Genomic DNA, 25873 nt, shown 5'->3' on the forward strand with positions numbered 1-25873 from the left:
ATTTAATTTATTGTATACAAGTTGTTTATTTTGTCTTTACGCTGTACTACTCTCTGTCTCCGGCGCTCTGGAAGGTAACACCGGATATTTGCCCATCATCAGGATCAGCACACAACAGATAATCATAGTGCCTGACATGGCCCACAGCACTTCGGTGTAGCGCCCCAGTAAGTCGTAAGCAACACCCATAATTAAGGGACCGATACTGGCGCCAATTTTAAAACCTGAATAACTGTAGCCATAAATCACACCAAAGGCGCGATTGCCAAAATAGCGACTGGTAAAGTACGCCATCACGTCAAATTCGGCACCAATGGCGATGCCGATTAGTGCGGTACATAAGGCCGCTGAATGGCCAGTGGCACCAAGTGCAAACGCCGCCAGGCCAAGCACAGGGCCAAACATAAAGAACACCACCACATAAGGGGCAAAAAACTTGTCCATCAGGTACCCGGCCACCAGGCGACCAAGAATGATCGATATTCCTAAATATGCGAAGGTTTCTACTGCCTGTTGCAGAGTTAATCCGCGGTCCATCATCATCGGCACAAGATGTACCAGTACGGTAGAGGTGGTTAAACCGGTAATCAGGAAAGAACCAAACATTAACCAGAAGGTTTTTTGTTTCAGCGCTTCTTTGGCGGTATAACCGATTAGCGGTTTATCCGACGGAGCCTGCGCGACCGACGCTTTTTGTTCCGCTTGTGGCTCAATGCCATCGGGATGCAAGCCCATATCGGCAGGCTTGTCACGCATCAGGAATTTGGTCATCGGCAGCACCACGACCAGAATAATCAGGCCAATAGCCAGATACGCTTCACGCCAGCTGAAAAGACCGATGAAATACGAAGCGATTAAGGGTACCAGCGTAGTACCCAGGCCCACACCAGCCAGACCAATACCCAGGGCCAGCCCACGGCGTTTATTAAACCAGCTCACCAGTAATCTGGAGTAGGTCAGCGGTGCGGTACCGGCCCCCAATAGCGGGATCAGAATGCACATGGCATATAAATGCCAGATAGAGGATGTCATCAGTGACATTGAAGCAATCGTCACCGCGAATAGCAGTGTCGAGGGCACGAGAATTTTCTTGGCGCCGTATTTGTCCACCAGCGATCCCACATAAGGGAAAAACAGGATGGCGGTAATTCCAATTACCGTTGAGCCAAAGGAAATCTGACCACGACTCCAGCCAAAACTGGTCTCGAACTCCTTGATAAAAGTCCCAAACGACATGGCTATAACGCTGTAACCAAACGCCAGACCGATAATTGAGCCCACCACAATCCACCAGCCGTAGAACATTTTCGTATCCTTCGTTGCGGTTAATTCTACTTTCTCATTCATTGGATAACCCCTCTTATTGAATACACTTAAATCTATTTGTATACATATTACATGTCAAGAACACTTTGACGGATTGTTATATTTATGTTGCCAAAGGAGATAACGCCAGCGATGGTATGCATCGCAAAATCAGTCAGGTGTTTCTGGGTGGGGAAAACACAGCAAGCCGGAGCAGCAGGGCTCCGGCTGTTTAAAGGTTAGAATTGATAGGTTACTGAAACACCAAAGGTTCTGGGTGCTTTATAGGATGAAAATACGGTATTGTCCCAGGCGGCATACACCGTAGTGGAAGCAATATTCTGTTCATCAGTCAGGTTTTTACCCCATAACTGCACTGACCAGGTATCGTCCAGACTGGCCAGCTGAACACTGGCGTTCAGGGTCGTTTCAGAATCAACATGGGTCAGTGGGTCGTTGGAATTATCGAAGAAGTATTCGTCCTGATACTGATAATCCAGTCTCGCGGACCAGTATCCTGCATCGGTTTCCCACTCATAAGTGGCAGCCATATTAAAACTGTGTTCAGGGGTACGGCGCATTCTGTTGCCCTGAAAGTCTTCGCCGTCAACTTCGAAGGAATCGGTAAACTCCGCATCGATAAAGCCATAGCTACCGGTCAGTGTCAGGTTATCTGTCAGCAAAGCGGTCAGTTCCAGCTCCAGACCTTTGGCTTCACCGGTACCGTTTCTGACCTCAAGGTCATCCGGCGTATTGGGGCCGGTTTCAACCCAGATCTGATTCTGCATATCGGTATATTCGGTATAGAAAACGGCGGCATTGAGACGCAGGCGGTCATCAAAGGCCTGAGATTTAATACCCAGCTCGTGGTTTAAGGCAAATTCCGGGGCAAAAGCGAGAATGGCTTCTTCAGCACTTTCCGGGCCTTCACCATTAAATCCGCCGGCTTTATAGCCTCTGGAGAGTGAGTAATAGTAAAACAGATCTTTATCGGCTTTGTAATCTACAACCAGACTCGGTGTCCAGGCATCCCATGACTCTGTGGTTGACACGTCATATTGTTCAACCCGGTTGCCGTCAAGATCCTGATGCAGCGTATCAAAGTTATCAAAACGTCGGCCGGAGGCGATAGAACGGAAGTCTTTTTTATCCTCACTCCAGCGCAGACCAGCGGTAATCCGTAATTGCTCGCTCAGGTTATAACTGGCCTGGCCGAATACCGCATAGCTGTCGGTCACATTTGCAGTGGTGTTGTAGAGTGTACCGGTAGTGGTGCCCCACTGCGTGTGGAACCAGTAATTCACCATTTCATCGCGTTCAATATCCTGGCGCATATAATAGGCACCCAACTGCCAGTCCACCGCACCCTCTGCGCCGGCAAGACGAAACTCCTGAGAAAACTGTGATGACACCTCGTCTTTCTGCTGGTACCACATATCATCTACCTGCATTGCAGCTATCTCAGCATCATCGGCCACGGTGTTGTTGGCCGGGTCACCCCAGGGGTCAAAAAACACCGAAGTGTCTACCAGACCAGCGGCGGCATTTTCAAAGAAGGAAAAATCATTGTCACGATAGGCAGTAATAGAGGTCAGCGTGGCGTTAGCCAGCTGATAATCCACCTTGGCACTGACACCTTTTACTTTGGCCTTTTCAAAACCATCGAATTCATTTTTTGCGTTGCGCGGATCGTCGCTGATAAAAGGCTGGTTGCGGCCTTCGCTGTAGCTGATATAGCGTACCGGTGGCACCGAGTCAGAGTCAGACGCATCGGCACTGACCAGAATCTCCAGGTCATCGCTGGGGGTAAAAAGTAACTGACCACGCAGGTTGTATCTGTCCATGGTGTCAGCGTCATTGCCGGTAAAGGTGTTTTCACCAAAACCATCGCGCTTTGTTGCGCTGAATGCCAGCTTGCCGCCAACATTGTCAGAGATCCCTCCGGTCACATAGCCCTTACCTTCAAGCAGACCGTAATTGCCCACATTCAGTTCCACTTTCCCTTCGGGATACGCCAGTGACGGCTTGCGGGTAATAAAATTAATTGCGCCACCGACCACATTCTTACCGTATAACGTGCCCTGCGGGCCACGCAACACTTCAACACTGGCCAAATCGTACAGATCCATTGCTGCAGCAACACCGCGGGATATGTATACCCCATCAACATAAACACCAATGGCCGCACCAGCGCCGGCGCTTTCAATATCGCTACCGATACCGCGCATAAAAAGTTCGGGCTCAGCGGCGTTATACACATTCATCTGAAAACCAGGCACACGCTCCGCTATACCATTGAGTGCATCAATTCTGGCGTCTTCAAGGTCACCCCCGCTGAAGGCAGAAATCGCGATAGGTGTTTCCTGCAAGCTTTCTACCTTATGTCTGGCAGTAACCTTAATCACTTCAATAGATTTAGCCGAGGATTCAGTGTCTGCGTCCTGTGCCATTGCGTTACCGGACAGCACCAGGGCAATGCTAATAGCCAGCGGGTGACGACGAATTGTAGGGTTTGAGGTAAATAACATCTTAGCGAGCTCCTCCCCGGTAACCAGGGTCAAGGTTGTGATTATAATGGACCAGAGGCAAGTTCCCCTGTCGCTGTGAAATAACCCTAAGGGAGGTGTTGTTATAATAGAAATACTTTGTTTCGACGTTGCTATAACAATTTTTACATACCTGTAACATTAGCGATGTCGCTATCCGCAGGTTACCGTTGTCGATGACTGAATACAATTTACGGCTGCGGCCATTCAAACCATAAGTTCTCATTTTCAGCCTGTGCTGATAGCCATGCCGTGTAACTCACTGGTATCTTGTCAGCGACAAATTCCGGCAACAGACATATAAATAATGATATAGCTGGCGGCATTATTATTATTTTTAATAAAAGTTACAACTCTCTAACATAACTCCATCAATGTCGTTTAACCGCGGCTAAAACGTATTGGCAGATTTATCATGACCTATAACAGAGAATATTTTGAACAGCTGGACCAACAGGACCCACTGGCACCGTTCCGGGACCAGTTCGCCTTAAACGCGGGAGAGATTTACCTCGATGGCAACTCCCTTGGGGCCCGCCCCAAAAAGGCGGCACAACGGGCTGTACAAGTCATGGAGCAGGAGTGGGGAAAGGACCTGATCCGCAGCTGGAATACCCATAACTGGTTTGAATTGCCTTATCGTATTGGCGACAAGATCGCCAGCCTCATCGGGGCCGATAAGGGTGAGGTAGTGTGTACCGATGCGACCGGTATCAATCTTTACAAGGCCGTCGCCACGGCACTGAAGCTCGCCCCGAAACGCAAAGTGGTCTTGATGGAAGGCAGCAACTTTCCCACCAACAACTATATGATTCAGGGCCTGGTGGCCCAGCTGGGCGACGGGTACGAAGTACGGTTTGCCGAAGACCATGAATTTGCAGAAAAGATTGATGAGGATGTGGCGGTTGTATGCCTGACTCAGGTGCATTACAAAACCGGCCGCCTGCTCGATATGCAGGCCATCACTGAACAGGCCCAGCACAAAGGTTGCCTGGTGGTGTGGGATCTGTGTCATAGCGCCGGTGCTTTGCCGGTGGATTTAAATGCAGCCAACGCCGACCTGGCTGTTGGCTGCACCTACAAATACCTCAATGGTGGTCCGGGCAGTCAGGCGTTTATCTTTGTCGCCAGACGCCATCAGAATAAAGTCAATCAGCCTCTGAGTGGTTGGTGGGGCCATAGTGCACCGTTTAACTTTGAGCGCGACTACCAGCCCGGAGAAGGGATCAGTCAGATGCTGACCGGCACCCAGGGAATACTCGGCCTGGCCGTTACCGAAGTCGGAATCGATGTTATGTGTGCAGCAGATATGCAGCAGATCCGGGCTAAATCCCAGGCGCTGACCCGCTACTTCATTGAACTGGTAGAAGAACGGTGTGGCCAGTTTGATTTTACTCTGGTCAGTCCCCGCGAGGATGAATTACGCGGCAGCCAGGTAGCGTTCAGCCATGCTCAGGGCTACCCGATCATGCAGGCGTTGATTGACGCCGGCGTAGTGGGCGACTTCCGGGCTCCGGATATTTTACGCTTTGGGTTTGCCCCCTTGTATAACAGCTATTGTGATATCTGGGACGCCGTTGAGCGCTTTCACGACATTATGCTCACAGAGCGCTGGAAACAACCCCGCTTTAATCAACGTCATGCCGTTACCTGAACAAAATCTGGCCCTATAGCCATTGTTAGAGAGGAACTGAAATGTCAGACAGTCGCACAGCGCCACAGTGGTCTTCACACTTTGCTTTTATGATGGCGTCCATCGGCACCGCGGTGGGGCTGGCAAACATCTGGCGTTTTCCTTATACCACCGGTATGAACGGCGGCGGCGCCTTTGTGTTTATCTATATTCTCGCCGCCCTGATGATTGCCATGCCGGTACTGATTGCAGAACTGATGGTAGGTCGCCGGGGGCGTAACAGCCCGCCACAGGCCATCGCCACAGTCGCCCGTGAGTCAAGAGGCAGTTCCATGTGGCGTCATATGGGAAATCTTGGCGTGCTCGGAGCAATACTGGTGCTGTCCTTCTATGCCATTGTGGGCGGCTGGACCATGGCCTACGTGCTGGAACTGGCATCGGGTAAGTTACAGGGTATGAACGCCGCAGCAGTAGCGGGTGTATTCGACAATCTGCAAGCGGCCCCGGGGCTGATTCTTTTCTGGCATATTCTGTTTCTGGCTCTGGTGGTGGGTATTTCTTCACTGGGACTGGCATCGGGCGTCGAGCGCCTGGTTAAAATCGTTATGCCGCTGTTGTTTGTGATGCTACTGATGATGGTGGGCTACGCTGCCTGGATTGGCGATTTTGCCGCAGCACTGGCGTTTTTATTCACCCCGGACTTTTCTAAAGTCACGCCGGGCGTTGTACTGGAAGCTACCGGACAAGCCTTTTTTTCTATCAGTGTCGGACTGACCAATTTAATGGTCTACGGCGCCTATATGAATAAAGCCACTTCGATTCCCCGCTCTTCTGTCACCATTGTGGCTGCAGACACACTGGTTGCACTGCTAGCCGGCCTGGCCATTTTCCCAATCATTTTTGCCTTTGGGCTGAATCCTGCGGAAGGCCCCGGACTGGTATTTGTGTCACTGCCGGTAGCCTTTGCACAAATGCCCGCCGGCGCACTGCTCGGCGCTCTGTTCTTTACCTTGCTGTTTTTCGCGGCATTGACCTCTGCTATCTGTATGCTCGAAGTCCCCACATCCTGGTTAGTCAATAAAACCCAATGGTCCCGCCGTCGAGCCACCTTGTGTGCCGGCTCTATGGCATGGGCACTGGGCATTCTGGCGGCGTTGTCTTTCAATATTCTGGCTGACGTGTATCCGCTTGGCTTTATACCGGCCTTTGCCTCCACCACGTTTTTTGGCCTGTTTGACTATTTCACCTCCAATATTGCTATGCCACTGGGCGGGATCTGTGTGGTGATCTTTGTCGGCTGGGTTGTCGCCAGGCATGTCAGTGCCGACGAGTTAGGTTGGCAGCCAGACAGCTACAGATACAAGATATGGCTTTGGGTTTCCCGACTGATCGCGCCCGGAGTACTGCTGCTGATGTTTATCAATAATTTCTGATCCCGCGCTTTTTTCACCTAAAAATTCATGAGGCTATTATGAGTAACAAAATAAATGCCGCCATTATCGGGCCGGGAAATATCGGTACCGATCTGCTCTACAAGGCGCTACGCAGCGAGCGCATCAATCCGGTGCTGATGATAGGAGTTGACCCGGCTTCGGAGGGGTTAAAACGTGCCGACAAGCTGGGTATTAAAACCTGTGCCACAGGGGTAGAAGGCGCATTGGCGCTGATTCGGGAACTGAATATCGGCATCGCTTTTGATGCCACCTCGGCCTATGCCCACAAAGCCAACGCCGAGAAACTCAATCCTCTGGGCGTCACCATGGTGGATCTGACCCCAGCTGCCATCGGCCCGTTCTGTGTTCCCCCGGTAAACCTGGATAAACTGGAACCCGGCAAACTCAACAATGTGAATATGGTGACCTGCGGCGGACAGGCCACTATTCCCATGGTGGCGGCAGTCAGCCAGGTTCAGGCGGTTTCGTACGCCGAAATTGTGGCAACGGTGTCCAGCCGCTCTGTCGGCCCCGGTACCCGTCAAAACATCGATGAATTCACCCGTACTACGGCCAGCGCCGTGGAATCAGTGGGTGGAGCCAGTCAGGGCAAGGCCATCATTATTATCAATCCGGCCGAACCCCCGCTAATCATGCGTGACACCATTCATTGTCTGTGCGAGCAACAACCGGATGAGCAAGCCATCACCGAATCAGTGCTGAAAATGGTGGAAAAGGTACAGGCTTATGTGCCCGGATACCGACTCAAAAATGGCCCGGTGTTTGATGGACATAAAGTGTCTATTTATCTTGAGGTAGAGGGCAGAGGTGACTTCTTACCCAATTACGCCGGCAATCTCGACATTATGACCGCTGCCGGTCTGCACACCGCTGAATTGATTGCACAGCATAAACTGGCCTGAGGAGAATCTGATGAATCTGACCAACAAAACTGTCACGCTGCATGATATGAGTCTGCGTGACGGCATGCATGCTAAACAACACCAAATTTCATTACAGCAAATGGTCGATATTGCTACGGGTCTGGATCAGGCCGGCATGCCCATGATTGAAGTCACTCATGGTGACGGGCTTGGCGGTGCCTCCCTGAATTATGGCTTTGCGGCACACAGCGATGAAGACTACCTCAAAGCGGTAATTCCAAAACTACGTCAGGCAAAAGTCTCTGCTTTGCTGCTGCCCGGCATTGGTACCGTGGACCATCTGCGTATGGCCAGAGATCTGGGTGTAAGCTGTATCCGGGTTGCCACTCACTGCACCGAAGCGGATGTGTCAGAGCAACATATTGGCCTTTCTGCCAAACTGGGGCTGGACACCGTCGGCTTTCTGATGATGGCGCATATGATCAGTGCCGAGCAATTACTGGAACAGGCAAAGCTGATGGAATCTTACGGGGCCAACTGTATTTACTGTACCGATTCTGCCGGTTTTATGTTGCCCGATGAAGTGACAGCCAAGATCGGACTGTTGCGCCGGGAATTGTCAGATGAAACCGAAATCGGTTTTCATGGCCATCATAATCTGGCAATGGGAGTAGCCAACTCGCTGGCGGCCATCGAAGCAGGCGCAGCGCGTATCGACGGTTCAGTGGCCGGACTGGGTGCCGGAGCCGGCAACACACCGCTTGAGGTTCTGGTGGCGGTACTGGATCGCATGGGGGCTCGGCACAATATCGATCTGTATAAAATCATGGATGTGGCAGAAGACCTGGTAGTGCCGATGATGGACCAGCCGATCAGAGTCGACAGAGACGCCCTGACGCTGGGCTATGCAGGTGTTTACTCTTCCTTCCTGCTGTTTGCCAAACGTGCAGAGGCGCGTCATGGTGTCAGCGCAAGGGATATACTGGTCGAACTGGGTAAACGCGGTACGGTAGGTGGTCAGGAAGATATGATTGAAGACCTGGCACTGGATATGGCCCGGAAAAAGTAGCTACCGCCTGTCATGCCCGAGTGCCGTTATCGGGCATCCAGTGACTTTGAGCACCACAAGATTCACCGCAGAGGGGCAGAAAACGCAGGGAGCAGTTCTCTGCCGACCACCAGCTCCGTAGCCTGTGATACAGCGAAACGGAATCCGGGAACCCCCTCGGGCAATCCAGCACCCTTTAAATACCCCATGTTCGTACAGGTAGTCTCCCGTTGTCGAAGGTGCTGGACACGTCCGCTGCGCTCCTTGCAGGTTACGCCGGAATCAAAAAAGGGAGCCGAAGCCCCCTGTGTATGAATACCATTATCAACTACCGGGGTGGCCAGGGCGCCGCTGGCGCGCTGAAGCTCGGCTCACCCAGTAACGGACTCGACAGCGCATAGAAGCCATGGTTGGTAAACAACCAGAACAGGTTGCGGTCATATTCCACATGAACCGCATGTGACAGGTTGCCCATGGCATAGCTGGCTACCTTATCCGGCGCGAAAGGGGGCACAAAATAGGCCGCAATTTCCGGGTTGTCCGGATTGGACACATCAAATACCTGTAACCCGGCATTGTAGAAGTTAAACGGCAATATGCCCTGTTTGGCAACGCCAGGCTGATGATAGGCGCCGGTGCGTTTAGGCCCGAAGCTGCCACGGCGCTGACAAAAATCAGTGAATGCTGCGTCTTCAGGCGGCTTTGGCCTTGGCATAATGCCTTTTTCAACCGGATTAGCCGGATCTGACACATCGATGATATGAATGTTTTTGTAGGGTTCATAACAATCTTCATTCAGCGGGTAACCGCTGAAATACACCAGCCCGGTTTCCTCCACCTGAGAAACGTCGATGAAATCCCCTTCAGTGCCAGCGATATTGGGCGGGAATTTCAGGTTACCGACCACTTTCATATTGCTCGGGTCGCTGATATCCACCACATAGAATCCAAGACCACCCATCGCGGCATAACCATACTTTGCATCTTTGTCGGGCAGAAACAGGGCCATACGTGCCCCCATCCATGAAGTACGGTTACCCACACGGGCGTCGGCTCTGTACACCGCTTCATGCCCGGGATCTCCGATAATCTGACCCGGTACCGACAGCATATCCAGTAATCTGGGGTTAGCAGGATCAGACATATCCCAGGCCTGATAGCCGGCACTGTAGAGATCATTGGGATACTCGGTCAGACCATAACGTTTGTCGGGTGCCGCAGCCACATACATAATGCCGTCGCCATAGTAGGCCGGAATATCACGAACACCGGAACCCTGCTGTTCGCCCACTGGCGCATCAGGATGTAAAATATCGGTGGTGCGTTCAGCCAGTAAGGTCCAGTCTTCGGGCATTGGTCCTTTCATTTCATAGACTTTGAAGCCTTTCAGGTGAGGGCTGTTACGAATCGCTGCAACCTTATCGGGTTGGCGATACTTATCTCTTAACAAGCCAAAACGACGGATCTCATAAGCCTGTACCATCACATAATTCTGCCGCTTCTCGCTCCACTGGATTGAGGCTGCTCCCATCATCTCGCCTTCGGCAAACGGATTCACCGGCTCCCCCCCTCCGTCGGGCCCCCAGGTGTGGCCTTTGGTGAGCAACAGCTCTGCACTTTTCGGGTTGGTAATATCGAAGATCTTCAGATCGCCGCGAACATACTGATACAGATACCGTTTACCATCAAAATCAACGATATTCTGCCAGGTATGGAAGGGCTCAACCTGTATCGGATAGTAGGCTTCCACCTTCATATTTTTGATATAGCTGTTGGTATCCCAATAATCCAGCTGTCCTTCAAAAGGATGTGAATCGTGTGATTCCGGTGCGGCAACGGGATGTTTAAAACTGCCATCGCTCTGCATTCCATAACTTCCCGGTGCAGGAGGGTTAGGGCTTCTGTCTGATGACATGCCAGCCTGTATAGCCACCATAGGATCGTCTATTTTAATCGGCGCATCTTTACTGATGTCCCAGGGACTGGCATGACTCGTTCCCATCATTGCCAAAGCTACAAGCACAGTTGAGCTGATACGGTTTACTTTGTTCATAGTGACTCCTGCAGACTCGATGGTCTTTGCTGTTATCGGGTTCAATCCAGGTTAAAAAACTCGGCGGCGTTGTGAGCCAGAATGCGAGATTTAACGCCGTCATTAAGTGTTGGATGGGTTTTCACCAGCTCACCGATCACCTGCTCACCGAGCGGAAAGGGATAATCCGAACCCAGCATGACTCTCTTTTCGCCCATGGTCTTTACCAGCAAATCGAGCGCATCAGGATGAAATACGGCAGAGTCCACGTAGAACCTGTCCATATAGCTGGAAGGCAGATTGGGGCAGTCCTGACGCACAATATCGCGATGCCGCCAGGCATTGTCCACACGGCCAATCAGGTAAGGGAAACTGCCGCCGCCATGAGCAAAGCAAATCTTCAGGCTTTGAGGTAAGCGTTCAAAGGCACCGGAGAGAATCAGTGACAAAATAGACAACTGCGTTTCGGCCGGCATCGCCACCAGCCAGGGCAGCATATAATTAGGCATCCGTTCCGGTGCCATCATATCCCAGGGGTGAATCAGCACCGGCGCACCAATATCGGCGCAATGATGCAAAAAGGTCACAATACCCTCATCATCAAGGTTCTTAAGACCTACGTGATTGCCTATCTGAACACCCACATGGCCATTATCCATACAGCGGCTGACTTCTTTGCAGGCTGCATCAATATCCTGCATCGGTACCTGACACAAGGCTTTAAGGCGATTGGGGGCAGGCTGACACATTTCCAGAGCCTGATCATTCAGCCATTGAGCCAGCGCCAGCGTTTGTTCTACAGGCCGATGGTAAGCAAAGAGTACCGGCGTAGCACAGATAATCTGTGTATCGATGCCCAGCACATCCATATCTGCCAGCCGTTTTTGACTGTCCCAGCAAGCATGGGTAATGGGCCGGAATACCTTACCATCGATGATAATATCGGCCTCTTCACCATTACGGTGTACCACAGTTGGCCAGCCGTTATTGGAAAAACGACTGGCAAAGTCAGGCACCGTGGCCGGGAAAAAGTGTGCATGCATATCAATCAGTTTCATCGTCACTCCTACTTACCCGGATGCAGCTGGCCACAGGCCTTGCACGTGCGCAGTTGCTCATTCTGCTGAAAAGCGCTGAACAGCGGCGGCAGGTCGTTAACAATAGAAACCAGTTCAACCTGCACTTCGTGCAACAGGTGATTGCAGTTCAGGCAGTACCAGCGAAACGCATCTTTTTTCCCTTCAGGACGTTTGGGCTCTATCACCAGGCATAAGCTGTCGGCTTCCGGGCGCTGTGGGGAGTGTGGAACATAGGGCGGCAACAGAAACACATCGCCTTCTTTTAGCTCCAGTTTATACGGCCCTTCTTGGCCCATAATGTTGAGGTAGGCGTTGCCTTTGAACTGGTAAAAGAATTCTTCAACCGGGTCCACATGATAATCGAGGCGGTGATTGGGGCCGCCGACAACAGTACACATCATGTCGGCATCTTCCCAGATCATGGCATTGTTGACCGGAGGCTTTAGCTTACTTTGGTTCTGTTCCAGCCACTGCTGGAAATTAAAGGCTTTTAACTGACTCATTTGATGTCCTTGTTTTGCGCCAGAGGGCAGTATGCGACCCCCTTTATTTCAATCAGAAGATGAGGATGGGGTAGCTGATGCACCGCAACGGTGGTACGCACCGGCCCCTGGGTGTCAAAGTATTCGGCGTACACCTGGTTATAACCACCGAAATCATTCATATTCACCAGAAACGTATTCAGTTCTACCAGATCCGTTAACGTCGCCCCTTCAGCAGCGAGGATATCGGCGATATTGTCGAGCACGGCTCGGGTCTGAACGCGGATGTCCAGCGTCGTGGTACCCATTGCATCGGCCGTTGCACCGGCAATACTGTTGTCCGGCAATCGTGAACTGGTGCCTGAGATAAACAGAAAATCTCCGGCCCGTTTAATATGGGGAAAAGCCCCTCTTGGGGTCGCTTTACCTTTGACAAGCGTAGCGGAAGAACTCATGCGCTCCCTCCCTGTTTAGGGTCTGATGTGTACAAATGTACATCGCCCAGCCCTGAGGTTTTCAACTGAATATGGCTGTTAGCAGGTAACGCCTGTGCAGCAGTAGCGGCACCGGCCAGAACCGTCCATCCGGCTTCCAGACACAGGCCGGACTCACCTGCCAGCCGCGCGGCTTCAACCAGTGAACGATAAGGGTTACCCAGAATCGCCGACGACGACCCGACTTCTTTGGCACGGCCATTAATGTTCAGAATCATCGCCTGATTAGCGATATTTTCACCAGGCGAACACCAGGGCCCTAAAACAAAGGCCGACGAAGAGGAATTATCGGCCACCACATCCGTCAGCGAAAACTTAAAATTGGCATAGCGGGAATCAATGATTTCAAGCGCGGGAGCAATACCGTCTACCGCCGCCATCGCCTCGGTGAGGCTGACTTTGCCTTTTAAAGACGTTTTCAGCCTGAAGGCAATTTCTGGCTCAATGCGCGGATGCACATAATGCTGCATATTCAGCATGCCCCCTTCGACCAATTGCATACTGTCGGTTAACTGACCCCAGATAAGATCCTCGACCCCCATCTGCACCATCTTGGCGCGGCTGGTGAAGCCCATTTTGACACCGACCAGTTTCTCTTTTCGTGACAAACGTCTGGCAATGCTGGCTTGTTGAATCTGATAGGCCTGCGACAGATTGATCTCAGGATAATCCTGACTCAGTTGTGGTGTGGCAGTGGCAGTGATGGCCGCCTTGTCCAACCGTTCTGCGAGTTGCTGAGTTTGATGCTGTTTATTGTTCATGACGACTCTCCTGCAACCGGATTTTCAGCAAAATAAGCACTGACATTACCCAGCCCACTGATATTGCAATCGAACACATCTCCGGGTTGTGCAGGCACCATGGGGCCCAGAGCACCGGTCAGTATTGTATCGCCTTCCCGAAGAGGCTGACCGAATCGACTCATGGTTCTGGCCAGCCATAATGCGGCACTCAGAGGATTCCCCAGACAGGCGACACCCGCCCCGGTGGATACCGGCTCACCCCGTTTCCATAAGGTCATGGAACAGGTTTTCAGGTCAAGCTGGCTGAGACTCACCGGTTGACTGCCAAGTACATACAAACCGCTTGAGGCATTATCGGCGATGGTATCGAGGATATTGATATCCCAGTCGGCAATGCGGCTGTCAACGATCTCCAGTGCTGGCAAGGCAAAAGCCGTGGCACGAATGACATCAGCAATGGTGGGCTGCTCCATGGCCAGATCTCTTTCCAGCACCAATGCAACCTCCGCCTCAATCTTCGGCTGCAGTAACAGCGAAGAAGAGATTTCTTCGCCTTCAGCAATGGCCATGTCGGCAAACAGGGCACCAAAATCCGGTTGGTCAACACCCAGTTGTGTCTGCACCACGGCGGATGTCAGACCGATCTTACGGCCCACCAGACGGCGGCCTTGCTGCTGCCAGTGGCGGGTATTGAGATTCTGAACCCTGTAAGCAGACTCCAGATCCTGTTCTGCAAGCATTGTCCGGACTGGCTTACAGGGAGCCCCCGACTCTGCCGCCTGGCGCAATTGCTCGGCGGCCTGCTGTTCTGCGTCGCTGCGACTTGTTGTCATACTCACCTCTTATAATTTGATGCAAATATTGCTGGGTTCGGCATAGAAATTCAGTGAATGCTGCCCGCCTTCACGGCCGATGCCGGACATCTTTACGCCCCCAAATGGCGTGCGCAGGTCTCGCAGATACCAGGTGTTAACCCACACCATACCGGCATCCATTTCTTTGGCGACCCGGTGGCCGCGGCTGATATCGCGGGTCCAGATGGCAGCGGCGAGACCATAACGGCTGTCATTGGCCAGGCTAATCGCTTGTTCTTCGGTGTCGAACGGCGTGATATGGCAGATGGGACCGAAAATCTCTTCTTTAATACACCGGGAAGACTCCGGTAATCCGGTGATAATCGTCGGTTCAACCCATGCCCCCTGATCCCGTTCATCGTCAAACCGTGGTACATCACCACCGGTTACAAAGGTCGCACCTTCTTCTCGTGCCAGACGGTAGTAGGACAACACCTTGTTCTTGTGCTCATTGGATATCAGCGGCCCCATATCGGTATCAGGATCTGTGGGCCAGCTGATTTTCAGGCGTTCAGCCTCGGCCTTGAGCCGTTTGACAAAGGTGTCAAATATGGCGCGATGCACATACACTCTTTCAGTGCACAGACACACCTGACCACCATTAGTGAAAACAGAACGGGCGGTTCCCGCTACGGCTTCATCCAGGTCGGCATCGTCAAAAATAATGGCGGCGTTTTTACCCCCTAACTCAAATGACAGGGGCTTAACATGCTCTGCTGCAGAGCGCATAATCGCGCTGCCGGTGCGGGACTCACCGGTGAAGGTGATCGCATCAATCTGTTGATGGCCGGTCAGGAACTCGCCTGCAGAATTCGGCCCATAGCCATGGACCAGATTAAATACGCCCGGCGGAATACCCACATCGTGCATCACTTCTGCCAGCAAGGTCGCCGTGGAGGGCGTTTCCTCAGAAGGCTTGGCAACAATACAGTTCCCGGCCGCCAGAGCCGGTGCCAGCTTCCAGGTCAGCAATAATAACGGCAGATTCCAGGGCGCAATCACCGCCACCACGCCAAGGGGCCGCGGTAAGCTGTAGTTGAGAGCACCTTTACCATCTGCTGTATCGGTGTGAAAACACTCGCTGGATGCGGTTTTTACCATATCCGCAAACACTCTGAAATTGGCGGCCCCCCGGGGAATATCAATAGTGGAAGCCTGTTGCAGCGATTTTCCTGTATCCGCCATCTCAGCCGCTACAAACTCATCAAACCTGGCTTCAATACCGTCGGCAACCTTGTAAAGAAGCTCAGCCCGCTGTTGCACTGACATGTTACCCCAGGGGCCTTTAAGGGCTTTTTTAGCGGCGCTGACAGCCTGATCAACAAGCTGCTGATCGGCCTCACTGACATGACCGATGGTCTTCCCGGACACCGGGCTGATATTGCGAAATTCGCGACAACCGCTGACAAACTCTCCGGCGATATAGTTCTTCAATAATTTTGCAGTCATTCCCGGACTCTCAATAGTGGTTGCCTGGCAACCTGATTAAGGACTGAGAGTGACTTTACAGACCGTTAACATAATATAAAAATAAAATTTGAGCGTTCAGGTATATATAAAATGTTATTTCTAAAAAGAGAATATGGCTGAGCATTTACGTGGATCATCGGCGCTCAACCCACATTTTGCTTTGCCGGCAAGGCGACTAGGTATAATTTAATAGATAAAAAAATACATTATATATATATTTTACCTTATAGTAATGATCGAATTCTGAGAGATAAATCTGATGACACCAGAGAAACTGCAACGGGACATGGTGGCCCGGATGAAGCTAAAGCATCTGAAATTATTGGTTACTGTTGGTGAGCAGTGCAATATTTTCAAAGCTGCACAGTTGATGAATATGGCGCAACCTGCCGCCACCAAGATCATCCGGGATATTGAATCTGCCTATGAGTTGACGTTATTTGAACGCTCATCCCGCGGCGTTACCCCGACCTTGTATGGTGAGGTTCTGATCAAGCATGCCAAGCTGGTATTGTCACAGATAAAGCATGTCAGTGAAGAACTTACGTCATTGCATGGCGGGCTATCGGGCCATGTAACTGTAGGAACGCTGATCACCGCCAGCCTGACGCTGCTGCCAAAAGCTCTGGTCAGATTGCGTGCAGAACGGCCGAATATTTCCGTGACGGTGATTGAAGGCACGCAGGATGTGTTACTGCCAGGGCTGGTGCAGGGCGATCTGGATATGGTGGTCGGGCGCATCCCGGAGCACCAGGATTATGACGGGCTCACTTCGGTGGAGCTTTACGAGGAACCCACCGTGATTGTCGCCCGCACCGGGCATCATCTGAGCAGTCGCGGAATACTCAGTCTGGAGGACTTACTGGAAGAGTCCTGGATCTTGCCTTCAGTGCAAACCTATCTGCGCCGGGAACTGGATCAGAATTTCCGGGATCAGGGCCTGCCCTCTCCGGTTCCGGTGGTTGAATCGGTGTCAGTACTTACTAACAGAACGCTATTGAGAGAGACTGACATGCTGGCGGCAATGCCCTATCAGATTTTCAGAACCTATGAAAAACTGGGTGAGCTTTGCCGTTTGCCGGTACCCGATCTCGCCCGCAAAGGTCCGGTCGGAATTACAATGCGTACCAGCGGCGGACTGACACCTGCAGCAGGTTGTCTGGTTGAGGATTTAAAGCTGGTAGCCGAAGAATTATCACGTGACTAAAGGCAAAGCTGCAGAACAAAAGTCTCATTAAACAGTAATAAAGGTTTACCCGGAATCTCTTTAGCCTTTAAATAGCCAGTGTATTTACCAATTCTGGTGGCTATGCAGGAATTTCAGTTAGGTCAATGGCGGGTAAGTCCCGCGCGCAATCAACTGCAATGCGAACAACAAATTAACAGCATAGAGCACACGCCTATGCAGCTGTTGTTATATCTGGTGCATCACCGTGACCGGTTAGTCAGTAAGGATGAACTGCTCGAGCATGTCTGGGCAGGCAAAGTGGTCAGTGACGATGCCCTGACCGTTGCCATCAGTCAGATCCGTAAAGCTCTGGGCGACAATGCCCGCCATCCTGAATATATTAAAACCTTTCCCGGTAAGGGGTATCAGCTGATTGCACCGGTCAGCCTGCCTGTCACAGTAGCGGCTGAAACAACACCGGTCAGAAAAACCTATCCCATGCCGATCTGGTTTCTGACACTTTTCACTATCACCCTGGTAGGAATTCTGGGTTGGTTTGCGACCATGGACATCTCGTCAGAGCAGACAGATTTTCCGCCCCGGGCACTGGACGCCTATCAGCAAGGGCGTTTTCTTTTAGCACAACACAACCCGGATAAAGCGCAGCAGGCAGAGACATTGTTCAGCCGCGCCTATGAACTGGCACCGGATATGGGTAAGGCATTGTGGGGTATGGCCGAAGCCCGGCTCAGGCAACCGGATGCAGAACAGCAGGCAGTTGAACACTGGTTGCAACAGTCAATGAAACTGGCTCCGGAATTTGCACCAGCACAACTGACTCTGGCCCAGTATCACTTTACCCGTACCTGGCAGTTTGCAGAAGCTGAAAAGGCCTTCCAGCATGCGCTTAAGCTGGCCCCTGAATACAGCCAGAGTCATTTACTCTATGCCCAGTTTCTGCTCGCCAGGCGTCAGTTCGATGCTGCCCTAGAGCATATCCGCGAGTATATAAGCCTGGCCCCGCAGAACTATGCTCAGCCCGTGGTCGCCTGGGTATATACGATGATGGGCAAGCATCAGCTGGCGCTGGATGAACTGGATAAGATCGCCAGTCTGAGCGAGCCGCAACTGAGTTATCATATTTCCGCTCAGGCGGTGCTTGAAAATATGGGCCGTGAGGGTGAATCCTTTAAGCATCTTAAGATTATTCTGCAACAAGGTGGTTTCAATGAACTGCAGCTCACGGCAGCGACAGAACGTTTTCAGCTGTCGGGACTAAGCGGAGTGTATCAGTGGTTACTGAAGAATGATGACAACCGGAATATTGGCCAGTATCAGCCACCGCTTTCCCATGCCCGTTATGCGGTAAAAGCCGGCGACCATGCACTGGCATTGGAAAAACTGCGCCAGGCGGTTGCCCAGAAACAAACCGAAGTGCTCTGGCTGGGTGCCGATCCGGCCTATGCGGCGTTACATTCACTACCCGAATTCGAGCAACTGGCAGAACAAATTGGAATTCTAAGCAACTGATAAATAATGTTATTTATCTTTCCTCAGAAAGCTTAATCACTGGCTCAGGACTTTCTCACCGACACAGTCCACGCTGGCTCCTGTTATCTAATCCTTATCAGGAGCACCGAATGAAACTTTTATATGCAGTAGTGGCGTATTTACTCTGTCTGCTGGCCACCCCCCTCAACGCTGCGGAACCACTGTGGCAACACCAGTTAGACGGTCCCATCAGCGGACAACCTCTGGTGACAGAGCGAGGCATCTATGTGACAGCCAATAAATCTTTGTATCAATTTAGCGCCGGTGGTGAGTTGCTTGAGCGTTTAGATTTTTCTTCCAGGCTTTATGCCACACCTGTGGCCTATCAGGATGGCTTGCTGATCCATGCCGAAGACGGCCTGTATGCGCTGGATCACGAGGGTAATCAACGCTGGCATCATTACAGTGTCGATGGCCCGTTAAAAACAGAAGGTCAGGGATGGGGCTGGGGAGAAGGCCTGTTCACTGATCCCTGGGCCTGGTATCGCTCATCCGTAACCATTAAAGGCGAGCAAGCTTATTATGGCACGGCCAGCGGAACCTATGCCGTACTGCTTAAAGATGGCAGCCGATTATGGCATTCCGATACCGGGGTAACCCATACCACTCCGTTGCTGGTCGCAGACAGATTGATTGTGGGCAGCTGGAATAACCATTTGTACGGCTTGGATCCGCAGACCGGCCAACGGATCTGGCATTTTGAAGGGGGAACCCCAAAAGGTGCCATGGCAGACTGGAATGGCTGGCTGGGATTTAACCTGGATCCGGTCGGTGATAACAAATCTGTCTATGTGGGTAACAGAGGCAGCTACTTTTACCGTATCAGTGCCGCCACCGGCGATCTCATCTGGGCTGTTAAACAAGCCACCAGCTGGATCGGTTCGCCAGCCATTATCCACCAGGACAAAATATACTATGGCCTGTCAGACGGGCTGGGGTTGATGGTACAAAATAAATCCAGTGGCAATATTCAACAATTTATTCCCATGCCCCACTTAATATTTGCCGCACCAGTGGCAGCAAAGGAGCACATCTATTTTGCCACCCTTTCCGGTGAAGTGTTCGAGCTTAATAGCACAACAAGTGAATATCGACGTGTCTATCAGACCGGCACCAGCACTAAAAACTACGCAGTTCATGTTAAGGAAGACGGCGGGCCCATCTACCAGAAGCGTCCGGTTGATATGACATCACATCTGGGGGCCCGGTGGCAGATACAACAAATTTGGCAGGGGCTGGACAGCATACTGAGCCTTAGCTACCAACATGGCACACTCTATCTGGGCACGGCCACCGGTAAACTGATTAGCCTGCAAGTGGGGCAGGTTGATTGAATCGGCCTGCAATCTTCAGCGCAGACTCTATATTTGCACTATGCTAAAAAACTGCCGAATAATTTGTCTGAGAGGCCGGGTTAGTGGTTAAAGGGAGCGGAATATTCACGCTGTTGTGCTGGTGCTGCCTGCTGAGTCCGCCGGTGCTGGCAAACGCATTGTGTCCTGAGCCCCTCACGCTGGTGTATACCGGTGACTGGCGCCCCTATATCTACCGCGAGAATGACAGTCGCTATTCCGGTCAGGATAAGACCTTGCTGGCTGAGGTGCTGGAACAGATGAACTGTGAACTCAGCGTACTGCCGCTACCCGAGCGGCGGGTGGAAAAAGATCTGCTCACCGGCCGGATTGATGTGGTCATCGCGGCCAGCAAAAATACCCAGCGCCTCAGGCAGTTCTGGTTTTCTGTACCGTACCGGATTCAACACAATGTACTGGTGTATCGCCAGGATCAGCCACTGCCAGCCAATCCCTCTTTGCTCAGGGCCTGGATCACTAAAAGCCGCATAATCGCACTGAATGGTGGCGGCTGGTTTGGTCACGAAGTAGAACGATTAAAAAACTCTGAATATGGCCAACGGATATTGCATCTTGAGTCTCTGGAATCACGACTGGAAATGCTGCGCCTCGGGCGGATTGATGGTTTTATTGACGACTTACTGGCGGTACAGGACTACATCAAAGCAGAAAACCTGACGGATTTGAAAATTGTTGAACAGCCGATACATGTTACCCCCCAACACTTTATGTTTAGCAAGGCAAGTTTAGACTCAGAATTCATTCAGGCTTTTAATCAGATTCTCATTGAGATGACAGACTGATAAAAATTTCCCCCCGGATTAAAAACTTACAGTTTTTTTCACTCAGACACTTGAGATCATACCGGCCATCCCCATCTTGGCTGTCAGTAAAGATTCCGACTGGCAGGCGAGCCTGTAGTCATACATTCCCCGAGTGATCGGGACTTATCCATAGATATTGGTAATTTTCAGGAGATTTGAGAATGAAAATCCGTCCTTTACACGATCGCGTTATCATCAAGCGCCAAGAGCAAGAGAGCAAGTCTGCTGGAGGTATCGTACTGACTGGCTCTGCTGCCGAGAAGTCTACCCGTGGTGAGATCATTGCCGTTGGTAATGGTCGCATCCTTGAAAATGGCGAAGTAAAAGCCCTGGATGTGAAAGTGGGCGACAGCGTAATTTTCAATGATGGCTACGGCGTCAAAACAGAAAAAATGGATGGCGAAGAAGTGCTTATCATGAGCGAAAGCGACATCCTGGCTGTAGTTGAAGCCTGATACGGCCCATTGATTTAACTGAATTTAGAGGAAAGAGATTATGTCAGCAAAAGAAGTACGTTTTTCTGATGACGCCCGTTCAAGAATGCTCAAGGGCGTTAACGTTCTGGCCAATGCGGTAAAAGTTACCCTTGGCCCTAAAGGCCGCAATGTTGTACTGGAGAAATCTTTCGGTTCTCCAAGTATCACTAAAGACGGTGTTTCTGTAGCCAAAGAAATCGAGCTGGAAGATAAGTTCGAAAACATGGGCGCACAGATGGTTAAAGAAGTGGCGTCCAAGGCCAATGACGAAGCCGGTGACGGCACCACCACTGCCACAGTACTGGCTCAGGCGATTATCACTGAAGGCCTTAAGTCTGTTGCCGCCGGTATGAACCCAATGGACCTGAAACGTGGTATCGACAAAGCCGTTAAGGTTGCCGTTGAAGAACTTCGCGCTCTGTCTGTAGATTGCGCGGACAGCAAAGCTATTGCTCAGGTAGGCACCATCTCTGCCAACTCCGATGAAGAAGTCGGCAAGCTGATTGCTGATGCGATGGAAAAAGTCGGTAAAGAAGGTGTTATTACCGTTGAAGAAGGCCAGGGTCTGGAAAACGAACTGGACGTGGTTGAAGGTATGCAGTTCGACCGTGGTTACCTGTCTCCTTACTTTATCAACAAGTCTGAAAACGGCACCGTTGAACTGGACAACCCTTACATCCTGTTGGTTGACAAAAAAGTCTCCAATATTCGTGAACTGCTGCCAACCCTGGAAGCCGTTGCCAAATCTTCCAAGCCATTGCTGGTTATTGCTGAAGATCTGGAAGGCGAAGCCCTGGCTACGCTGGTAGTGAATAACATGCGCGGCATCGTTAAAGTGGCTGCCGTTAAAGCCCCTGGTTTCGGTGACCGTCGCAAAGCCATGTTGCAGGATATCGCCATTCTTACTGGTGGTACCGTGATTTCCGAAGAAATCGGCATGGAACTGGAGAAAGTCACCCTGGAAGATCTGGGTACAGCCAAACGTGTTGTCATCAATAAAGACAATACCACTGTTGTAGACGGTTCAGGCGACGAGTCTGCCATCGAAGACCGTGTGGGTCAGATCAAGGCTCAGATTGAAGAATCTACTTCTGATTACGACAAAGAGAAACTGCAGGAACGTCTGGCCAAGCTGGCCGGCGGTGTTGCCGTAATCAAAGTCGGTGCCGCCACTGAAATGGAAATGAAAGAGAAAAAAGCCCGCGTAGAAGATGCGCTGCACGCAACCCGTGCTGCCGTCGAAGAAGGCGTGGTACCTGGTGGTGGTGTTGCTCTGGTACGAGCTGCCACTAAAGTGGGCGCATTGCAGGGCGACAACGAAGACCAGACTCACGGTGTTAAACTGGCCCTGCGCGCGATGGAAGCGCCTCTGCGCCAGATCGCAGCTAACACCGGTGCTGAAGCCTCTGTGGTCGTTAACAAGATCAAAGACGGTTCTGGTAACTTCGGTTACAACGCCGGTAACGACACCTACGGCGATATGCTGGAAATGGGTATCCTGGATCCCACCAAGGTTACCCGCAGTGCACTGCAGTTTGCAGCCTCTGTAGCCAGCCTGATGATCACCACTGAAGCCATGGTAGCTGAAATTCCAAAGGAAGACGCGCCAGCCATGCCTGATATGGGTGGCATGGGCGGAATGGGCGGCATGATGTAATCTGCCCCCAGGCTAAGTAATCTGAGAAGCCCGGTCCTGTACCGGGCTTTTTTGTGTCTGTATTCCATAAAAATCTGTTTGCCAGCGACAGCTTTGGTAAGGTAACTTCAGGCTAAACAGATTAAAGGATTAAAATGAAGTACTTATTTCTGCCTGTTGCTATGTTCTTAACTGGTTGCGCCTCCCAGGATTTGAATGAGCAGTTTGAAGACAGGCTGCTTGAAGCCGCCACCGGCAAAGATTATTCCCGCAACCCCTCTCATTGCGAGAATATTAAACGCCGATGTATAGATAAAGATTATGCGCAGTGGACTCAGAAAAATGGGCAGATAGCCTGCGCCTGCAACACCTGAAGCTTAATCAATGATGCAAAAACTTGAACTTCGTATTCCTCCTGTTGTGCAGGTAGCCATTTTCGCATTGGCAATGTGGCTGCTGGATCGGTGGTTTCCGGCAGCGGCTCTGGAGCTGCCTGCTAATCTCTGGATGGCAATTTTACTGGCTGTGGCGGGCGCTGCCATCGCTTTGTCCGGGGTATGGGCGTTCCGGCGCGCGCAAACCACAGTCGACCCAAGGGTACCGGATCAGGCCAGTAGCCTGGTAACAGGCGGTATTTACCGTTATAGCCGTAATCCAATGTATCTGGGTTTTCTGCTGGTGTTGCTGGGGTGGGCAACGTATCTTGCTAACCCCTTCAGCCTGCTTGTGCTACCGCTATTTGTACTGGTGATGAATCGCTTGCAGATTGTTCCGGAAGAGCGCTTTATGCTGGAAAAATTCGGTGCGGAATTTAACAACTATAAGGCCAGCGTCAGGCGCTGGATATAATATGAGTGGATGTTGTAACAGCAGCTGTTCGGTAGACGCCCTGCGCCAACGGCAAAAAGGCACCCTGCAGATCGTGTTGGGTATCAATGCAGTGATGTTTGTCGTTATTGCCGTTGCCGCCTTCTATGCTAACTCCAGTGCGTTACTGGCCGACAGTCTGGACAATCTCGGCGATGCACTGACCTATGCGCTGAGCTTGTATGTGGTATCGCGCAGTGCACGGGCCAAAGCGAAAGTGGCACTATTTAAAGGGCTGCTGATTTTTGTTGCGGGCTGTGTAGTAGCCGGGCAAATTTTATACAGGCTTTGGGTGCCGGGTATGCCTGTGTTTGAACTAATGGGAACCTTTAGCCTGATTGCTCTGGCAGCCAATTCGGTTTGCCTTTATCTGCTATGGCGGCACCGTCATGAGGATGTCAATATGAGCTCAGTATGGGAGTGCTCCCGCAACGATATCGCTACGAATTTGTCTGTGTTTATTGCCGCCGGAGCAGTCTGGCTGACGGGTTCCGGCTGGCCGGATATTTTGGTGGCTGTGGGCCTGGTAGTACTGCTAATGCGCTCGTCACTGCGTGTGTTGTCTTCTGCTACTGCGGAGCTGCGCCGTGAGCATTAAACTTATTGCTCCGGATATGCGCTACCAGCAAAGCTATCATCAGTATATTCAGGAACTGGGAGATGAGGAGCGCTATCCGTTTCCGCTGGATTTTGACTATCAGGATTTTCCAGCCTACCTGGCACGATTAACAGAATTTGAGCAGGGCGTTAACCTGCCGCCTGGTTATGTACCCAGCAGCACATACTGGCTGGTTGAGAATGACGAGCTTATCGGTGTATCCAGTCTTCGTCATAGTTTAAACGACATTATCCGCCACGCAGGTGGCCATATTGGTATGAGTATTCGCCCTTCGCACCGGGGAAAAGGTCTGAGTAAAACGCTGCTACAGCTGACCATAGGCAAGGCGAAAGCAATGGGTATTGAGACGGTACACATTCATTGTTACCGGCACAACACCGCCTCGGCACGGATGATTCTGGCCTTCGGTGGTGTTCTTGAGTCTGAGGTAATCCTCGATCAGAAGCCGCAATCAGACATTATTCAGCGCTATCTGTGCGCGGTGTAACCTAAAAGGCTGGTCGCTACAGGCTCTCACTTAAGCCTGCTTTTTTTCCAGTTTGACCACTTCGGCCTTTTCCTGTTCCAGCAGGCTTTGGGCATCGGTGCCTTTAAACAGTTTTGTGACCTTGTCTTTATTCTGTGACAGCATTATCGACAATTCTTCCAGCAAACCGTCCTCGATTTTCAGTCCTTTGGCCTGGATATAATCGGCCAGGTTATCGGCCACATCCAGCATCTTGTCGTATTGATCCGCTTCTTTTTTGTCTGTTGTCACCAGCTTCTCTGCCCCTTTGTGTTCAACCACATAGCGTACGATGATCGCCATAACAATCTCCTGTGTTGGAAAGTCATGTCAGCATAACATGCTAACTGTATAAATAAACAGTTATCGGCATGTTTTTATATCCACATACAAGCTACCCTTTAAAGAGTGTCTCTTAACCACCAAGTTAAAGGATACCGCCAGCAACGGGAAAATCTGATCAGTTTTATTTCGGATCATTTGCTGTTATTGCCATTCTATTGATAGGAGAACGTAAAGATGTCAAATTCATCGAGCAAAATTGAAGGCATTGGCGAAATGTCAGGCCTGAAAACCATTATCGTCAATGGCAATCTGGACAGCCTGAAACAGGCTTTGGGAGATAAAACCCTGAACGAACTGGAAGTGGGTTACCTGATCGATCTGGCCAAACTGAATAATGAACCTGAGATGGTTAAACTACTTAAGCAGCACGCCGGGTAAAAAGTTATCAAAACCTGAATCTTTGGGAAAGACTAAAAATAACCACAGAGGCACAGAGAACACAGAGGGGTAAAAGGAAACTAGAGCATTAAAACCTCTTTGTCTCTGGGGTTACATTTCCTGTTCGTGTTTTTCGTGTGGTTCGTGGT

25 protein-coding genes are annotated in these 25873 nt (G+C 51.1%); 15 read left to right on the forward strand and 10 right to left on the reverse strand.

The genetic code is table 11. The features are described from left to right. Positions 1-36: 36 nt before the first annotated feature. Positions 37-1347 (reverse strand): MFS transporter, encoded by a 1311-nt coding sequence (locus CDA54_RS03740; RefSeq protein WP_099033675.1) that lies wholly within the window; start codon positions 1345-1347, stop codon positions 37-39. Between the two features lie 197 nt (positions 1348-1544). Then, positions 1545-3833, reverse strand: a complete 2289-nt coding sequence (locus CDA54_RS03745) for a TonB-dependent receptor (protein ID WP_099033676.1) — start codon at positions 3831-3833, stop codon at positions 1545-1547. A gap of 433 nt (positions 3834-4266) precedes the next feature. On the opposite strand from CDA54_RS03745, the gene kynU reads away from it, so the two are divergent. The 4 genes from kynU to dmpG are packed head-to-tail and all read left to right on the forward strand — an operon-like array spanning position 4267 to position 8870. After that, positions 4267-5505: a kynureninase gene (kynU, locus tag CDA54_RS03750; RefSeq protein WP_099033677.1), complete on the forward strand. Its 1239-nt coding sequence runs from the start codon at positions 4267-4269 to the stop codon at positions 5503-5505. Between the two features lie 41 nt (positions 5506-5546). After that, positions 5547-6917: a sodium-dependent transporter gene (locus CDA54_RS03755; protein ID WP_099033678.1), complete on the forward strand. Its 1371-nt coding sequence runs from the start codon at positions 5547-5549 to the stop codon at positions 6915-6917. Positions 6918-6955: 38 nt separating this feature from the next. Next, the gene (locus CDA54_RS03760) at positions 6956-7840 is read left to right on the forward strand and encodes an acetaldehyde dehydrogenase (acetylating) (protein ID WP_099033679.1); all 885 of its coding nucleotides are present in this window, start codon (positions 6956-6958) and stop codon (positions 7838-7840) included. A gap of 10 nt (positions 7841-7850) precedes the next feature. Continuing rightward, entirely contained in the window at positions 7851-8870 is a 1020-nt protein-coding gene (dmpG, locus tag CDA54_RS03765; protein WP_099033680.1) for a 4-hydroxy-2-oxovalerate aldolase, read from the forward strand. Between the two features lie 307 nt (positions 8871-9177). Here dmpG and CDA54_RS03770 read toward each other — a convergent pair whose 3' ends face one another. Genes CDA54_RS03770 through CDA54_RS03800 form a run of 7 tightly spaced genes read right to left on the reverse strand, consistent with a single transcriptional unit; the run spans position 9178 to position 15982 of the window. Further along, positions 9178-10902: an LVIVD repeat-containing protein gene (locus CDA54_RS03770; RefSeq protein ID WP_099033681.1), complete on the reverse strand. Its 1725-nt coding sequence runs from the start codon at positions 10900-10902 to the stop codon at positions 9178-9180. A gap of 41 nt (positions 10903-10943) precedes the next feature. Next, entirely contained in the window at positions 10944-11939 is a 996-nt protein-coding gene (locus CDA54_RS03775; protein ID WP_099033682.1) for an amidohydrolase family protein, read from the reverse strand. An 8-nt stretch (positions 11940-11947) separates the two neighbouring features. Beyond that, a complete protein-coding gene (locus tag CDA54_RS03780; protein ID WP_099033683.1) occupies positions 11948-12463 on the reverse strand; it encodes a 3-hydroxyanthranilate 3,4-dioxygenase in 516 nt (171 codons plus the stop codon). Continuing rightward, complete coding sequence (locus CDA54_RS03785; RefSeq protein WP_099033684.1) at positions 12460-12897, reverse strand: RidA family protein; 438 nt, start codon at positions 12895-12897, stop codon at positions 12460-12462. The genes CDA54_RS03780 and CDA54_RS03785 overlap by 4 nt, the downstream gene beginning before the upstream one ends. After that, entirely contained in the window at positions 12894-13697 is an 804-nt protein-coding gene (locus tag CDA54_RS03790; RefSeq protein ID WP_099033685.1) for a 2-keto-4-pentenoate hydratase, read from the reverse strand. The genes CDA54_RS03785 and CDA54_RS03790 overlap by 4 nt, the downstream gene beginning before the upstream one ends. Then, positions 13694-14512 (reverse strand): 2-keto-4-pentenoate hydratase, encoded by an 819-nt coding sequence (locus tag CDA54_RS03795; protein WP_099033686.1) that lies wholly within the window; start codon positions 14510-14512, stop codon positions 13694-13696. The genes CDA54_RS03790 and CDA54_RS03795 overlap by 4 nt, the downstream gene beginning before the upstream one ends. Positions 14513-14521: 9 nt before the next feature. Next, the gene (locus CDA54_RS03800; RefSeq protein ID WP_099033687.1) at positions 14522-15982 is read right to left on the reverse strand and encodes a 2-hydroxymuconic semialdehyde dehydrogenase; all 1461 of its coding nucleotides are present in this window, start codon (positions 15980-15982) and stop codon (positions 14522-14524) included. A gap of 280 nt (positions 15983-16262) precedes the next feature. Here CDA54_RS03800 and CDA54_RS03805 point away from each other — a divergent pair, with 280 nt between their 5' ends. The 10 genes from CDA54_RS03805 to CDA54_RS03850 all read left to right on the forward strand — a co-directional run bounded on the left by CDA54_RS03805 (position 16263) and on the right by CDA54_RS03850 (position 24983). Further along, positions 16263-17210, forward strand: coding sequence for a LysR family transcriptional regulator (locus CDA54_RS03805; protein WP_099033688.1), 948 nt, complete (start codon positions 16263-16265; stop codon positions 17208-17210). Positions 17211-17312: 102 nt separating this feature from the next. Next, positions 17313-18701, forward strand: coding sequence for a winged helix-turn-helix domain-containing protein (locus tag CDA54_RS03810; RefSeq protein ID WP_143452256.1), 1389 nt, complete (start codon positions 17313-17315; stop codon positions 18699-18701). A 110-nt stretch (positions 18702-18811) separates the two neighbouring features. Further along, positions 18812-20056: an outer membrane protein assembly factor BamB family protein gene (locus CDA54_RS03815; RefSeq protein WP_099033690.1), complete on the forward strand. Its 1245-nt coding sequence runs from the start codon at positions 18812-18814 to the stop codon at positions 20054-20056. An 83-nt stretch (positions 20057-20139) separates the two neighbouring features. After that, positions 20140-20877: a substrate-binding periplasmic protein gene (locus tag CDA54_RS03820; protein ID WP_099033691.1), complete on the forward strand. Its 738-nt coding sequence runs from the start codon at positions 20140-20142 to the stop codon at positions 20875-20877. Positions 20878-21059: 182 nt separating this feature from the next. Further along, the gene (locus CDA54_RS03825) at positions 21060-21353 is read left to right on the forward strand and encodes a co-chaperone GroES (RefSeq protein ID WP_099033692.1); all 294 of its coding nucleotides are present in this window, start codon (positions 21060-21062) and stop codon (positions 21351-21353) included. A gap of 40 nt (positions 21354-21393) precedes the next feature. Continuing rightward, positions 21394-23031 (forward strand): chaperonin GroEL, encoded by a 1638-nt coding sequence (gene groL / locus CDA54_RS03830; protein ID WP_099033693.1) that lies wholly within the window; start codon positions 21394-21396, stop codon positions 23029-23031. A gap of 134 nt (positions 23032-23165) precedes the next feature. Continuing rightward, positions 23166-23384 carry a hypothetical protein gene (locus CDA54_RS03835; protein WP_099033694.1) on the forward strand — a complete coding sequence of 73 codons (219 nt, stop codon included), beginning with the start codon at positions 23166-23168 and terminating at the stop codon, positions 23382-23384. A 10-nt stretch (positions 23385-23394) separates the two neighbouring features. Then, positions 23395-23859, forward strand: coding sequence for a methyltransferase family protein (locus CDA54_RS03840; protein ID WP_229748092.1), 465 nt, complete (start codon positions 23395-23397; stop codon positions 23857-23859). A 1-nt stretch (position 23860) separates the two neighbouring features. After that, complete coding sequence (locus CDA54_RS03845; RefSeq protein ID WP_099033695.1) at positions 23861-24475, forward strand: cation efflux transmembrane domain-containing protein; 615 nt, start codon at positions 23861-23863, stop codon at positions 24473-24475. Continuing rightward, a complete protein-coding gene (locus tag CDA54_RS03850) occupies positions 24465-24983 on the forward strand; it encodes a GNAT family N-acetyltransferase (protein WP_099033696.1) in 519 nt (172 codons plus the stop codon). The genes CDA54_RS03845 and CDA54_RS03850 overlap by 11 nt, the downstream gene beginning before the upstream one ends. Before the next feature lie 30 nt (positions 24984-25013). Here the strand turns inward: CDA54_RS03850 and CDA54_RS03855 are convergent, their stop codons facing one another. Then, a complete protein-coding gene (locus tag CDA54_RS03855) occupies positions 25014-25304 on the reverse strand; it encodes a YebG family protein (RefSeq protein ID WP_099033697.1) in 291 nt (96 codons plus the stop codon). A 216-nt stretch (positions 25305-25520) separates the two neighbouring features. Here CDA54_RS03855 and CDA54_RS03860 point away from each other — a divergent pair, with 216 nt between their 5' ends. Continuing rightward, positions 25521-25724, forward strand: coding sequence for a hypothetical protein (locus CDA54_RS03860; RefSeq protein WP_062475286.1), 204 nt, complete (start codon positions 25521-25523; stop codon positions 25722-25724). Positions 25725-25873 lie beyond the last annotated feature (149 nt).

It is taken from the genome of Lacimicrobium alkaliphilum (assembly GCF_002591895.1).
In the GTDB taxonomy this organism is placed as follows: domain Bacteria; phylum Pseudomonadota; class Gammaproteobacteria; order Enterobacterales; family Alteromonadaceae; genus Lacimicrobium; species Lacimicrobium alkaliphilum.

What these genes read in the sequence shown, in the direction of transcription:
- CDA54_RS03740 (WP_099033675.1), bottom strand. Translation starts at nt 1,347, where the DNA reads ATGAATGAGAAAGTAGAATTAACCGCAACGAAGGATACGAAAATGTTC.
- CDA54_RS03745 (WP_099033676.1), bottom strand. Translation starts at nt 3,833, where the DNA reads ATGTTATTTACCTCAAACCCTACAATTCGTCGTCACCCGCTGGCTATT.
- kynU (WP_099033677.1), top strand. Translation starts at nt 4,267, where the DNA reads ATGACCTATAACAGAGAATATTTTGAACAGCTGGACCAACAGGACCCA.
- CDA54_RS03755 (WP_099033678.1), top strand. Translation starts at nt 5,547, where the DNA reads ATGTCAGACAGTCGCACAGCGCCACAGTGGTCTTCACACTTTGCTTTT.
- CDA54_RS03760 (WP_099033679.1), top strand. Translation starts at nt 6,956, where the DNA reads ATGAGTAACAAAATAAATGCCGCCATTATCGGGCCGGGAAATATCGGT.
- dmpG (WP_099033680.1), top strand. Translation starts at nt 7,851, where the DNA reads ATGAATCTGACCAACAAAACTGTCACGCTGCATGATATGAGTCTGCGT.
- CDA54_RS03770 (WP_099033681.1), bottom strand. Translation starts at nt 10,902, where the DNA reads ATGAACAAAGTAAACCGTATCAGCTCAACTGTGCTTGTAGCTTTGGCA.
- CDA54_RS03775 (WP_099033682.1), bottom strand. Translation starts at nt 11,939, where the DNA reads ATGAAACTGATTGATATGCATGCACACTTTTTCCCGGCCACGGTGCCT.
- CDA54_RS03780 (WP_099033683.1), bottom strand. Translation starts at nt 12,463, where the DNA reads ATGAGTCAGTTAAAAGCCTTTAATTTCCAGCAGTGGCTGGAACAGAAC.
- CDA54_RS03785 (WP_099033684.1), bottom strand. Translation starts at nt 12,897, where the DNA reads ATGAGTTCTTCCGCTACGCTTGTCAAAGGTAAAGCGACCCCAAGAGGG.
- CDA54_RS03790 (WP_099033685.1), bottom strand. Translation starts at nt 13,697, where the DNA reads ATGAACAATAAACAGCATCAAACTCAGCAACTCGCAGAACGGTTGGAC.
- CDA54_RS03795 (WP_099033686.1), bottom strand. Translation starts at nt 14,512, where the DNA reads ATGACAACAAGTCGCAGCGACGCAGAACAGCAGGCCGCCGAGCAATTG.
- CDA54_RS03800 (WP_099033687.1), bottom strand. Translation starts at nt 15,982, where the DNA reads ATGACTGCAAAATTATTGAAGAACTATATCGCCGGAGAGTTTGTCAGC.
- CDA54_RS03805 (WP_099033688.1), top strand. Translation starts at nt 16,263, where the DNA reads ATGACACCAGAGAAACTGCAACGGGACATGGTGGCCCGGATGAAGCTA.
- CDA54_RS03810 (WP_143452256.1), top strand. Translation starts at nt 17,313, where the DNA reads ATGCAGGAATTTCAGTTAGGTCAATGGCGGGTAAGTCCCGCGCGCAAT.
- CDA54_RS03815 (WP_099033690.1), top strand. Translation starts at nt 18,812, where the DNA reads ATGAAACTTTTATATGCAGTAGTGGCGTATTTACTCTGTCTGCTGGCC.
- CDA54_RS03825 (WP_099033692.1), top strand. Translation starts at nt 21,060, where the DNA reads ATGAAAATCCGTCCTTTACACGATCGCGTTATCATCAAGCGCCAAGAG.
- groL (WP_099033693.1), top strand. Translation starts at nt 21,394, where the DNA reads ATGTCAGCAAAAGAAGTACGTTTTTCTGATGACGCCCGTTCAAGAATG.
- CDA54_RS03835 (WP_099033694.1), top strand. Translation starts at nt 23,166, where the DNA reads ATGAAGTACTTATTTCTGCCTGTTGCTATGTTCTTAACTGGTTGCGCC.
- CDA54_RS03840 (WP_229748092.1), top strand. Translation starts at nt 23,395, where the DNA reads ATGATGCAAAAACTTGAACTTCGTATTCCTCCTGTTGTGCAGGTAGCC.
- CDA54_RS03845 (WP_099033695.1), top strand. Translation starts at nt 23,861, where the DNA reads ATGAGTGGATGTTGTAACAGCAGCTGTTCGGTAGACGCCCTGCGCCAA.
- CDA54_RS03855 (WP_099033697.1), bottom strand. Translation starts at nt 25,304, where the DNA reads ATGGCGATCATCGTACGCTATGTGGTTGAACACAAAGGGGCAGAGAAG.
- CDA54_RS03860 (WP_062475286.1), top strand. Translation starts at nt 25,521, where the DNA reads ATGTCAAATTCATCGAGCAAAATTGAAGGCATTGGCGAAATGTCAGGC.